9 protein-coding genes are annotated in these 12735 nt (G+C 61.7%); 5 read left to right on the forward strand and 4 right to left on the reverse strand.

Annotated elements, in window-relative coordinates; all coding sequences use genetic code 11:
* Positions 1–29: 29 nt before the first annotated feature.
* Positions 30–1529 (reverse strand): hypothetical protein, encoded by a 1500-nt coding sequence (locus ACODSJ_RS08430; protein ID WP_489101279.1) that lies wholly within the window; start codon positions 1527–1529, stop codon positions 30–32.
* 222 nt (positions 1530–1751) lie between these two features.
* On the opposite strand from ACODSJ_RS08430, the gene ACODSJ_RS08435 reads away from it, so the two are divergent.
* Complete coding sequence (locus ACODSJ_RS08435; RefSeq protein WP_489101280.1) at positions 1752–2771, forward strand: quinone-dependent dihydroorotate dehydrogenase; 1020 nt, start codon at positions 1752–1754, stop codon at positions 2769–2771.
* A 309-nt stretch (positions 2772–3080) separates the two neighbouring features.
* On the opposite strand, the gene rmf is transcribed toward ACODSJ_RS08435, so the two are convergent.
* Positions 3081–3296, reverse strand: coding sequence for a ribosome modulation factor (rmf, locus tag ACODSJ_RS08440; RefSeq protein WP_003223300.1), 216 nt, complete (start codon positions 3294–3296; stop codon positions 3081–3083).
* Positions 3297–3827: 531 nt separating this feature from the next.
* Between rmf and rlmKL the strand changes: the two genes are divergently transcribed.
* Together rlmKL and ACODSJ_RS08450 are read left to right on the forward strand one after the other, a co-directional pair.
* The gene (gene rlmKL / locus ACODSJ_RS08445; RefSeq protein WP_489101281.1) at positions 3828–6092 is read left to right on the forward strand and encodes a bifunctional 23S rRNA (guanine(2069)-N(7))-methyltransferase RlmK/23S rRNA (guanine(2445)-N(2))-methyltransferase RlmL; all 2265 of its coding nucleotides are present in this window, start codon (positions 3828–3830) and stop codon (positions 6090–6092) included.
* A 142-nt stretch (positions 6093–6234) separates the two neighbouring features.
* Positions 6235–8619: a sensor domain-containing diguanylate cyclase gene (locus tag ACODSJ_RS08450; RefSeq protein ID WP_489101282.1), complete on the forward strand. Its 2385-nt coding sequence runs from the start codon at positions 6235–6237 to the stop codon at positions 8617–8619.
* Between the two features lie 215 nt (positions 8620–8834).
* Here the strand turns inward: ACODSJ_RS08450 and dacB are convergent, their stop codons facing one another.
* On the reverse strand, positions 8835–10301 hold the full coding sequence (gene dacB / locus ACODSJ_RS08455) for a D-alanyl-D-alanine carboxypeptidase/D-alanyl-D-alanine endopeptidase (RefSeq protein WP_489101283.1): 1467 nt from the start codon (positions 10299–10301) through the stop codon (positions 8835–8837).
* 40 nt (positions 10302–10341) lie between these two features.
* Here dacB and ACODSJ_RS08460 point away from each other — a divergent pair, with 40 nt between their 5' ends.
* A complete protein-coding gene (locus tag ACODSJ_RS08460) occupies positions 10342–10497 on the forward strand; it encodes a hypothetical protein (protein ID WP_489101284.1) in 156 nt (51 codons plus the stop codon).
* A gap of 35 nt (positions 10498–10532) precedes the next feature.
* Positions 10533–10877, forward strand: coding sequence for a YggL family protein (locus ACODSJ_RS08465; RefSeq protein WP_489101285.1), 345 nt, complete (start codon positions 10533–10535; stop codon positions 10875–10877).
* A gap of 120 nt (positions 10878–10997) precedes the next feature.
* On the opposite strand, the gene ACODSJ_RS08470 is transcribed toward ACODSJ_RS08465, so the two are convergent.
* A partial coding sequence (locus ACODSJ_RS08470; protein WP_489101286.1) for an AAA family ATPase occupies positions 10998–12735 on the reverse strand: 1738 nt, incomplete at its 5' end.

The raw sequence follows: 12735 nt of genomic DNA on the forward strand, positions 1-12735 counted from the left end.
GCTCCCTCGCCACGGTCAGCGCGTAAATGTTATGCCGGATTGCTGCGCGCATTGATGTAAGCCGTACCGGGACGTACAGCGAACACGGCGGCAGCGACCAGAAAGTTGGCGATATGGTCAACCATTTCCTTTGGGATAGGCAGGGTCGAAAAGTACCGGGATGCCGAGATAACGACGGCCATGATTATCTGGCCTACGGAGGTTCGGATCGCGTTGGTGGACAGAAGTTGATTGGCTGCCTGCTCGGCCGTGGGTACTCGCAAAGAGAGAGGGTTGATCCGAAACCCCTTTTCAGAGGAGTCCGCTTGCCAGCGATGCATCGCTTCGCCCATGAGCACTTGGCCGAAAACGTCGGCCCCGGCGTTATAGACCCCCCGTAATACGTCGTGCCCCAATACCGGAACCAAGGATTCGACAACTTGCTCGGCCCTGGCCTCAACCGACAGGTTTGCATCGGGTACGGTCGTGGCTTGTTGTTCTATCCACTCCGACAATTGAAAGACCAAGCCTTCCACTTCGGGCGGTGGTGGTTCCTTACCCTGCGCCATGACATACCCAGGACCGGAGTGTGGCGCGGTGTAGTTCATGCCCGTGAAAGACAGAAATTGCAGCAGGCCGTTGAGTACGCCCGCGGCCGCCGTGCCGGCGGGGTTGGGTTGTGTATTGTCGCCGGTGGGGCAGAACAGGCTCACCAGATCCTGGGCAAACGTATAGAACGCCATTTGTGAGCCAAAGGAAGCCAATGCCGGCAGCGCGGTTGGCACCGTTGCGGCGGCTGCCAAGGCCAGGGTTGATATTGCCAGGGTGATGAGACGCGCGATGCGCGTTTCCGCGCTTGCGGTTCCATTGCACTCGTCCCTGATCGCACCCAGGATGTTCAGCAATGGCCCGATGCTTTGGACAACTGCGCCGATAACGCTGCGGGTCAGCGGTGAGGTCGCGCTGGATTGCAGGGTTTTCTCCAGGGCGAACCCGACCAGTTGCCGGATCACCGTGAGGGTGCCGGTCACCAGTCCGGTGCGTACGCTGGAAATGGTCAGGTTGCTGGCCCAGCGTCCGAGGTCGCCTTCGAATTCGTTGCGGGCGAGTTTGCCCAGTTGCTCGCCGAGGTATTCCAGGATGACTTGGGCGCGTTGTGTGAAGACGTCAGGCCCCAAGGCGTGCTTCAAGTCTTTGAAAAGCGCCAGCCCGGGAATATCCGAAGCGATTGCTTGCGATCTGTCGCCATCAGGGTCGTTTTCTATCAACAGTACGAAGGCATCAGCGAGTTCATTGGTGGTGATATCGGAGCTGCTTTTTTGCTCTGTAATGAGTGCATTAAGTGCTTCATCGACGCTCATCAATGCGAACTTCAAGTCTTCTGATGAAAGCGGGCTTCTCTGCTCGGCAGGGATGTCGTGATTGAGCATTTCCACAATGGTGTGGGGCGAGCCCCTTTCGATATCGATGACGGTGTCTGGTCTAGAGGCGCTAACGGGTTCGTTTGGAAGGGCGCGGGTTATGGGGGAGCCTGGGGGTGAAATATGCATCTTCTGATCCTGCGTGACGGTGAGCTTCCGGGGGCGCTGTCATTGCAGCTGCATCGATCTTTTGCAGGGTTTTTGCGCTTTCAACTATCAAATAACGCTCCAAGGCACGGGCGTGGCGCGCCGATGCCAGGACCGAGCGACGGATCAAAGGGGTTCTCGCCGCTGGCGTTCTTGCCCGGTATAATCCCCGCCACTTTTTATCGCCCAGAGTCAAATCCACTCATGTACACCCTGGCCCGTGAGCTGCTGTTCAAACTTTCCCCGGAAACCTCCCACGATCTGTCCCTGGACCTGATCGGCGCGGGCGGGCGCCTGGGGCTCAATGGCTTGCTGTGCAAGGCACCGGCGAAACTGCCGGTGACGGTGATGGGCCTGGAGTTCCCTAACCCGGTCGGCTTGGCCGCGGGCCTGGACAAGAACGGTGCGGCCATCGATGGCTTTGCCCAGTTGGGTTTTGGTTTCGTCGAAATCGGTACCGTCACCCCGCGACCGCAGCCGGGCAATCCCAAGCCACGGCTGTTTCGCCTGCCGCAGGCCGAGGCGATCATCAACCGCATGGGCTTCAACAACCTGGGTGTCGACAATCTGCTGGCCCGGGTGGCCGCAGCCAAGTACAAGGGCGTGTTGGGCATCAACATCGGCAAGAACTTCGACACCCCGGTGGAACGTGCCGTCGACGATTACCTGATCTGCCTGGACAAGGTCTATGCCCACGCCAGCTACGTGACCGTCAACGTCAGTTCCCCGAACACCCCGGGCCTGCGCAGCCTGCAATTCGGTGATTCCCTCAAGCAACTGCTGGCCGACCTGGCCCGCCGTCGCGCCGAACTGGCGGTGATCCACGGCAAGCACGTGCCGCTGGCAATCAAGATCGCCCCGGACATGACCGACGAAGAAACCGCCCAGGTGGCCCAGGCGCTGGTTGAAACCGGCATGGACGCGGTGATCGCCACCAACACGACGTTGGGACGCGAAGGTGTCGAAGGACTGGAACACGGTGACGAGGCGGGCGGCTTGTCCGGCGCGCCGGTACGGGACAAGAGCACCCACACCGTGAAAGTCCTGGCGGGTGAACTGGCAGGGCGCTTGCCGATCATCGCGGCGGGCGGCATTACCGAAGGGCAGCACGCTGCCGAGAAAATCGTCGCTGGGGCGAGCCTGGTGCAGATCTATTCGGGCTTCATCTACAAGGGCCCGGCGCTGATTCGCGAGTCGGTGGATGCGATTGCGGCGTTGGGTTGATTAACCCTTTCTTGAAGACCTGAGCAGATCTTCTGTGGCGAGGGAGCTTGCTCCCGCTGGAGTGCGAAGAAGTCCTAAAACCGGTAGATGCAATGTATCTGGACACCGTGCAATGGCTTTTTTGGGGCTGCTGCGCAGCCCAGCGGGAGCAAGCTCCCTCGCCACAGGATGATGTTGTCTTTGAGATGTCCATTAAAAAGGGCTCCTCGAAGGAGCCCCCTGGGCCGCAGCCCGCCGTCCGGATGGGACGCGCGTGGTTAAATCGATGTGTGAGTCAAATTGTCGAGTTCTTGAGTAATAAGCCCTGTGTCAGCCGACGGCGTGAAGTTCGTTGAGTCTGTGGATACCCGCAGTGCCGGTCATACCGTCCCAGTTGTCGCCGCGTCCTTCTCGCCAGCCATTGATCCAGGCTTGACGTACCGACGGTAGAGTAAAGGGGCAAAGCTCACGGGATTTACCACCAACGCCATATTGGTAACCGCGTAAAAATGCTCTTTCCAACGGATCACGCTTAAGTCTTCTCATAGGGTGTTGCCCTCACTTGTTGACTGTTGCTTCGCGTCGACCTCTTTCGAGGCCGGGGCAGAATCATTCTGCCGTTGGTGGCTCGTTGCCGGCGTGACGAGCCGAGTTGTTGACGCCGTTGCGACGTCAACCTGTGTTGAGTTCTAACCAAAGCGTCACACGGATGGAATGATCGTTTTGTCATAAGCACGTAACATTAAAGATGGTAGGGCGATAAGTAACCGGGTGTTCATTACCCTCTATCGAGCCAGACCCCTGTATGATCGGCCCTGCGCCCATGGGCGTTGCTTGGCCCCGGATGAGAATGTCCTCCTGTTGCACTCAGGGACTATTCGACGAAAGGGGCGAATTTTCACATTTTGTTGCACAGAATTTTTTATCTGCCTTTGCATCTAAGCTCTTTTAACCTGAGCGGCAAGGGCGGGACGGCACACTTTCGTGCCACGCGGGTGCTCTTGAGAAAAGCACCTGATTGAACCCGGCCCGGCAATGCGTTGCCCGGTCCACTTAGCCACAGGCTCAGGAAATCCCATGTCCGATCGTTTCGAACTCTTCCTCACTTGTCCCAAGGGCCTCGAAGGCCTGCTTCTCGAGGAAGCCATCGGGCTTGGCCTTGAAGAGGCGCGTGAACACACTTCCGCCGTGCGTGGCATGGCCGACATGGAAACGGCCTATCGCCTGTGCCTGTGGTCGCGCCTGGCCAACCGCGTGTTGCTGGTGCTCAAGCGCTTCGCGATGAAGAACGCCGATGACCTGTACCACGGCGTGCTGGACGTCGACTGGCAGGAGCACATGCTCGCCGATGGCACCCTGGCGGTGGAGTTCAGCGGCCATGGCTCGGGCATCGACAACACCCACTTCGGCGCCTTGAAGGTCAAGGACGCCATCGTCGACAAGCTGCGCACGCCGTCGGGCGAGCGGCCCTCCGTCGACAAGCTCAATCCGGACCTGCGCATCCACCTACGCCTGGACCGTGGCGAGGCGATTCTCTCCCTGGACCTTTCCGGCCACAGCCTGCACCAGCGTGGTTATCGCTTGCAGCAAGGCGCTGCGCCGCTGAAGGAAAACCTCGCCGCAGCGATCCTGATCCGCGCCGGTTGGCCGCGCATTGCCGCTGAAGGTGGGGCGCTGGCCGACCCGATGTGCGGTGTCGGCACATTCCTGGTGGAAGCCGGGATGATCGCCACCGACATGGCGCCGAACCTGCGCCGCCAGCAGTGGGGCTTCACCGCCTGGCTCGGCCATGTGCCGGCGCTGTGGAAAAAACTCCACGAAGAGGCCACTGCGCGCGCCGCCGCCGGGTTGGCCAAGCCACCGTTGTGGATTCGCGGCTACGAAGCCGACCCACGACTGATCCAACCGGGCCGCAACAACGTCGAGCGTGCGGGCCTGAGCGAGTGGATCAAGATCTACCAGGGCGAAGTCGCCACCTTCGAGCCCCGTCCGGACCAGAACCAGAAAGGCCTGGTGATCTGCAACCCTCCGTACGGCGAGCGCCTGGGCGACGAAGCCAGCCTGCTCTATCTCTACCAGAACCTCGGCGAACGCCTGCGCCAGGCATGCCTGAACTGGGAGGCAGCGGTGTTCACCGGCGCGCCGGACCTGGGCAAGCGCATGGGCATTCGCAGCCACAAGCAGTATTCGTTCTGGAACGGCGCCTTGCCGTGCAAGTTGCTGCTGATCAAGGTGCTGCCGGATCAGTTCGTGACTGGCGAGCGCCGCACCCCCGAACAGCGTCAGGCCGAGCGTGAGCAGGCCGCCTACGATCAGGCCCCTGAAGTCCCGCAAGAGCGCCAGTACAACAAGAACGGTAACCCGATCAAGCCGGCCCCGGCCCCTGTGGTCGAGCAGGCACGCCTGAGCGAGGGCGGGCAGATGTTCGCCAATCGCCTGCAAAAGAACCTCAAGCAGTTGAGCAAGTGGGCCAAGCGCGAAGGGGTGGAATGCTACCGCGTCTACGATGCCGACATGCCCGAATACGCCATGGCCATCGACCTGTACCACGATTGGGTGCACGTCCAGGAGTATGCCGCACCCAAGTCCATCGACCCGGAAAAGGCCTCGGCCCGCCTGTTCGACGCATTGGCCGCCATTCCCCAGGCGCTGAATGTCGACAAGAGCCGCGTGGTGATCAAGCGTCGCGAACGCCAGAGCGGCACCAAGCAGTACGAGCGCCAGAGCGCCCAGGGCAAGTTCACCGAGGTCAACGAAGGCGGCGTGAAGCTGCTGGTCAACCTCACGGATTACCTGGACACCGGGCTGTTTCTCGACCATCGGCCGATGCGCCTGCGGATCCAGAAAGAGGCCGCCGGCAAGCGTTTCCTCAATCTGTTCTGCTACACCGCGACCGCCAGCGTCCACGCGGCCAAGGGCGGCGCGCGCAGCACCACCAGTGTCGACCTGTCGAAAACCTACCTGGATTGGGCACGCCGCAACCTGTCACTCAATGGTTTTTCCGACAAGAACCGTCTGGAGCAGGGCGACGTCATGGCCTGGCTTGAAGCCAGCCGTGATGAATATGACTTGATCTTCATCGACCCGCCGACGTTCTCCAATTCCAAGCGCATGGAAGGTATCTTTGACGTGCAGCGTGACCATGTCCAATTGCTGGACCTGGCCATGGCCCGCCTGGCGCCTGGCGGTGTGCTGTATTTCTCCAACAACTTCCGCAAGTTCCAGCTCGACGACAACCTCGCCGAACGCTACGCCGTGGAAGAAATCAGCGCCAAGACCCTCGATCCGGATTTCGCCCGCAACAGCAAGATCCACCGTGCCTGGAAGATCATGGCACGCTGATCCGCCCTGATTGGATCCATGAAAGCCTTGTAACTCAAGGCTTTCAGGCTATTTTTGGACTGGCTAAAGTGATGGCTAATAGCTATAACTTAGCCTGTAGCCAGGGTGGGTTCCGTTGCCTGCCCCTTTCTGAGTCGTGTTTATGGCATTGCATCAGGTGCGTCCCAAGATCCTGGGCTTTATCAGCGAAGAGGTATCGGCCTGGCTGGTGGCTTCGCTGGTCCTGCTGGCCGGTTCGTTGCTGACCGGTCTGCTGACCTGGGCGATGATGAATCTGTTCAACCAGCAACTGCGCCAGCGCTTCGAGCTGCAAGCCGAGGAGCGTTTCAGTCGTATCGAGGAACGTTTCGAGGAGCAGGAGCAACGCCTCGACGGGTTGAGGCGTTTCTTTGCCAACTCCGAAGGGGTTTCCAACAGCGAGTTCCGTGGTTACGTCGAGGCCATGTTGCGCCGTACCGGGGCCTTGGCCTGGGCGCCACGGGTGTTTCGAGACGAGCGGCAGTCGTTCGAGCAGCAGGTGCGCAGCGAAGGGATCGCTGACTTCAGCATCCGTGAAACGGACGCCAGCGGGGCGCTGCGACAAGCGGCTGAGCGGGACGAATATGTGCCGGTGCAGTACCTCCAGAGCCTGGGCGCCTACCGCACGCCATTGGGGCTGGATCTGCTGTACGAACCGGTGCGCCGTGCCACCCTTGAACGGGCTCGCCAGCGCGGCGGGTTGGCGGTCTCGCCGCCACTGGACCTGCTGGGCGTCGATCCGGAGCTTTCCCGTGGGGTCTTGCTGGCGGCGGCGGTGACCCGAGAGGGCGCCACGCAACCGTTCGGCTACGTGGTGGCGGCCATCAGCATGCGACAACTGATGGGTGATGGCCTGCCGACGGCCAGCCACGACAATCTCTCGATGCGCGTCCTGGACCTGTCCACCAACGACCAGGAGGAAGCGCTGTTCGAATCCCATAACCCGCCGGGCCACAGCGATTTTTCGGCGAGCCGCCTGTTGCGCCTGGCCGATCACGACTTCCAGATCGAATTGCGCCCCAGCCAGCTGTTCCTGTCGAGCAACCACTCGTCGGTGGCGAGCGTCGTGGTGCTGGGAGGCATGCTCAGCGTGTTGCTCAGTGCCTTGCTCTATGTGCTGGTCAGCCAGCGGCAACGGGCCTTGACGCTGGTGGAGCAACGGACCCGAGAATTACGCGCCCGGGAAGTGGAACTGCGCGGTACCCACGGCCAGTTGCGCGGCGTGCTGAATGCCGCGACCCAGGTCGCGATCATCGCCACTGACCTGCGCGGGGTCATTACCACCTTCAACGCCGGCGCCGAACAGATGCTCGGTTACCACAGCTGTGAAGTGTTGCAGAGCATGACGCTCGAAAACCTGCATGTGCCACGCGAACTCCAGGCGCATGCCGCACAACTCGGTGCGCGCCTTGGCAAGCCGATCCCCACGTGTCACGCGATGTTGCTCGAAGGCGGAGAGCAAGGAGAACAACAGGCCAGGGAATGGACCCTGGTGCGCCGCGACGGCAGCCACTTGACCGTGAATATGCTGGCCACACCCATGCTTGACGACCAGGGGCTGTGGATCGGGCACCTGGCGATCTGCATCGACATCACCGAACGCAAGCGTGTCCACGAGGCACTGGCGGCGCGGGACCTGTTGTTAAAGAAACTCAGTGCCCACCTGCCTGGAGGCATCTATCAGTTCAAGATGGATTTCAATGGTCGTTTCAGCGTGATCTATGCGAGTGACGGCATTCGCGATATCTACGAGTTGGAACCCCATGTGCTGTTCCAGAACGCCGAGGCGGTGTTCTCGCGCATCCACCCGCAGGACAGCGCCCGGGTGCGCGCTTCGATCCGCGCCTCGGCCGATACCTTGAGCCCTTGGCGCGAAGAGTATCGGGTGCAGTTGCCGCAACGTGGCCTGCGTTGGGTCCGGGGCGAGGCCACGCCGGAGGAACTGCCGGGTGGCGGGGTGTTGTGGCACGGCTATATCTCCGACATTTCCGATCTCAAGCGCGTGGAGGAAGAACTGCGCGCGCTGTCGGTGACCGATGCCTTGACGGGGATTCGCAATCGACGCTATTTCCAGGAACGCCTGACGTCGGAAATGTCCCGGGTCGAGCGTGGCTCGGGGGATCTGTCGGTGATCATGCTCGACATCGATCACTTCAAGCGCATCAACGACCAGCACGGCCATGCGGTGGGCGACCGGGTGTTGCAGGCGGTTTGCCAGCGCATTGCCCAGCGGTTGCGGCGCACCGATGTGTTCTGCCGGTTGGGCGGAGAGGAGTTCGTGGTGTTGTGCCCCGAGACCGACGGCGCTGCCGCCCATTCCCTGGCGTTGGAGTTGTGGGAAGGCCTGCGCAGCGCCCCTATCGACGGCGTGGGCGTCGTCACCGCCAGTTTCGGCATCGCCAGTTGGCGCACCGGCGAGGGCGCGGATGCCTTGCTGCTACGCGCTGACTCCGGGGTGTACGCGGCCAAGCAGGCTGGGCGGGACCAGGTGGAAGCGCAGTTGGGCTAGGCATGTCGGGCCTGTAGGACATGTTCCGACGCCATCGCGAGCAAGCTTTGCTCCCACAGGGATTTGTGGTGAATGCTATTTTTGATGACCCCTCAAGAACTGTGGGTGCAAAGCTTGCTCGCGAAACGGTGGTGAATTCAGCACTGATGCTGGCTGACCCACCGCTATCGCGAGCAAGCTTTGCTCCCACAGGGTTATTGCAGTGAATCCCGGACTCAGAGCACCGAAGCCGTCTGCGGCAGTTTTGGCTGGCGGTACAGGTCCAGCAGCACCTGATCCAATACCGACGAGGCGCCCCAGGGCTTCGGATCGTTGAGGATAGCTACCACGACCCAGGTGTTGCCGTTGATGTCGCGACTGAAGCCGGCGATGGCGCGGACAGTGTTCAGGGTGCCGGTCTTGACGTGGGCTTCACCGGCCATGGCCGTGGTCTTCAGGCGTTTGCGCATGGTGCCGTCGGTGCCGGCAATCGGCATCGAGCTGATGTACTCCGCCGCATACGGGCTGTGCCAGGCGGCTTGCAGCATCGCCGCCATTTCCCGGGCGCTGACCCGTTCGGCGCGGGACAGGCCAGAGCCGTTCTCCATTACCAGGTGCGGCGCGGTGATGCCTTTCTTGGCCAGCCACTGGCGCACGACCCGCTGCGCCGCCTTGGCGTCGTCGCCGTCGGCCTCATTGCGAAACTGTGCGCCCAGGCTCAGGAACAACTGCTGGGCCATGGTGTTGTTACTGTATTTGTTGATGTCGCGGATGATCTCCGCCAGGTCCGGCGAGAAAGCCCGGGCCAGCACCTTGGCGTTGCTTGGGGTCGGGGCCAGGCGGTCCGCACCCTGGATGCTGCCGCCCAGTTCCTTCCAGATCGCCCGCACGGCGCCGGCGGTGTAGGTGGCGTGATCGAGCAGCGACAGGTAGGTCTGGGAACTGCAACCGTCGCCCAACTGGCCGCCCACGGTTACCGTCACGCTGCCGTCTGCCTGGGGCACCGGGTTGTAGCGCACGCCGCCGGCGCACTGCTTGGCGTTGACAGCCTTGACCTGGTTGTCGATGCGAATGCTGGCAATCGGCGGCTCCACCGACACCAGCACCCGGCCGCCGTCATTGCGGGCGACGAAGCGCAGGGCCTTGAGGTTGACCAGCAGCGAGTCGGGCTTGACCAGGAATGGCTTGTTTTCGTCGTTACCGTCGTCGTTGAACTCGGGCAGCTGTGGCTGGATGAAGAAACTGCGATCCAGCACCAGGTCGCCCGTGACTTGCTGCACGCCGTTGGCCCGCAGGTCGCGCATCAGCAACCAGAGTTTCTCCATGTTCAGCTTGGGATCGCCGCCACCCTTGAGGTACAGGTTGCCATTGAGGATCCCGCCACTGAGGGTGCCGTCGGTGTAGAACTCGGTTTTCCACTGGTGGTTGGGGCCGAGCATTTCCAGCGCCGCGTAGGTGGTCACCAGTTTCATGGTGGACGCCGGGTTCACCGACACGTCGGCGTTGAACAGGGTTGGGGTGCCGGGGCCGTTGAGCGGCACCATCACCAGGGACAGGGCGTTGTCCTGCAGCTTGCTGGCCTTGAGGGCCTTCTGCACGTTGGGCGACAGGGCGGTGTTGATCGTGGCGGCGAGGGTGGTGGCAGGAAGGGCCAGGGGGAGAAGAAGGCTGGCCAGAAGCAGTGGACGCAAAGATTTGATCATGTAAATAAAACCCTACGGGCGAGGGGGAAAAGACGAGGACATGGAAATGAACGTCCTCAATGGTCATGAAAGTGTCGGCATTATGCCCCAAGCTGAAACGCCTTGGGCCGTGCTTGAGCCCTTCGATGCGGTATTTTTTACCGACGGTCGGTCAAGACAGGCGAACAGTCGGGCAAACGATGCACCAAACTGGTAAAGTGCCGGCCGTTATTACTTATGAGGATTGTTCCAATGGCGACTAACCGTTCCCAGCGTCTGCGCAAAAAGCTGTGCGTGGATGAATTTCAAGAGCTGGGTTTCGAACTGAACCTGGATTTCAAAGAAGATCTGGCCGATGAGGCTATTGACGCTTTCCTCGACGATTTCCTGAAGCAAGCCATGGAAGCCAACGGCCTGGGCTACGTCGGCGGCGACGACTACGGTCTGGTTTGCCTGCAGAAGCGTGGCTCGGTGTCCGAGGAGCAGCGCGCTGCCGTCGAGGCCTGGCTCAAGGCCCGTCCTGAGCTGACCAGCGTGGAAGTCAGCCCGCTGATCGACGTTTGGTACCCGGAAAAGCCGATCAACGCCAAGGCGTGATGATCTGAGCCGGCAGCCCTTCGGGGTGCCGGCTTTTTTTTGCCTGTCATTTATGGGTGGTCTGTTAGGCCGCCTTCGCGAGCAAGCCCGCTCCCACAGGGTTGTGAGGTATTCCTTCGGTCAAGCCGCGTCGCTGAAATCGTACTGCAATTCGTTCTCCACCGCGCTGATCCGCACGCCCGCCAGCGCCTTGCCTTCGAGCATGCGGGTCAGGAACTCGCGGCTCATGTCCGGCAGCAGACTGTTGGTCAGGATGGCGTCGATCATGCGCCCGCCGCTTTCGGTTTCGGTGCAACGCGAGACGATCAGGTCGACCACCGCGTCGTCGTAGTCGAACGCCACCTTGTGGGTGCTCTCCACGCGCTTCTTGATGCGGTTGAGTTGCAGGCGGGTGATGGACTTGAGCATCTCGTCGCTGAGCGGATAGTACGGAATCGTCACCAGGCGGCCCAGCAGGGCCGGTGGGAAAATTTCCAGCAGCGGCTGGCGCAGGGCCTTGGCGATTTCTTCCGGCTCAGGCACGTCCTGCGGGTTCTTGCAGACCTGGGCGATCAGCTCGGTGCCGGCGTTGGTGGTCAGCAGGATCAAGGTGTTCTTGAAGTCGATCACCCGGCCTTCGCCATCCTCCATCACGCCCTTGTCGAACACCTGGAAGAAAATCTCATGGACGTCCGGGTGGGCTTTTTCCACCTCGTCCAGCAGCACCACGCTGTACGGTTTGCGCCGCACGGCTTCGGTCAGCACGCCGCCTTCGCCATAACCGATGTAGCCCGGTGGCGCGCCCTTGAGGGTGGACACGGTGTGGGCTTCCTGGAACTCGCTCATGTTGATGGTGATGACGTTCTGCTCGCCGCCGTACATGGCTTCGGCCAGGGCCAGGGCGGTTTCGGTCTTGCCCACGCCCGAGGTGCCGGCGAGCATGAACACGCCAATCGGCTTGCTCGGGTTGTCGAGGCCGGCGCGGGAGGTCTGGATGCGCTTGGCGATCATCTGCAAGGCATGGTCCTGGCCGATGATGCGTTTCTTCAGGTGCTGGTCGAGGTTGAGCACGGTTTCCAGTTCGTTGCGGGCCATGCGGCCCACCGGAATCCCGGTCCAGTCCGCAACCACCGAGGCCACGGCCTGGTAATCCACGGTCGGCAGGATCAGCGGGTTTTCACCTTGCAGGGCGCTCAGGCGCTGTTGCAGGTCGACCAGTTTTTCGCGCAGGGCATGGCTTTCGTTGTCAGCAGCTTCGCCGCCGGCTTCGCTGTCCACCACACCGACGCGTTCGCGCAGGGTGGCACGGGTTTCCAGCAACTCGTCCACCAGGGTCTTCTCTTCGGCCCAACGGCTTTCCAGTTCGGCCAGGCGCTCGCGCTCGGCGCTCAGCAGGTTTTCGCTTTGGGTCTGGCGGTTGCCGATGGCCACGCCGATCGCGTGTTCACGGGCGATGATCTGCAGTTCGACTTCCAGCGCTTCGATGCGGCGACGGCTGTCGTCCACTTCGGCCGGCACCGCGTGCAGGCTGATGGCGACGCGGGCGCAGGCGGTGTCCAACAGGCTCACGGATTTGTCCGGCAGCTGGCGCGCGGGAATGTAGCGGTGGGACAGCTTGACCGAGGCTTCCAGGGCTTCGTCGAGGATCTGCACCTGGTGGTGTTTTTCCATGGTCGAGGCCACGCCGCGCATCATCAGCAGCGCCTTGTCTTCCGACGGCTCGGCCACTTGCACCACTTGGAAACGACGGGTCAGGGCCGGGTCTTTTTCGATGTGCTTCTTGTACTCCGCCCAAGTGGTGGCGGCCACGGTGCGCAGGGTGCCACGGGCCAGGGCCGGCTTGAGCAGGTTGGCCGCGTCGCCCGTGGGGGGGGGGGGG

It is taken from the genome of Pseudomonas sp. FG6 (assembly GCF_057809015.1).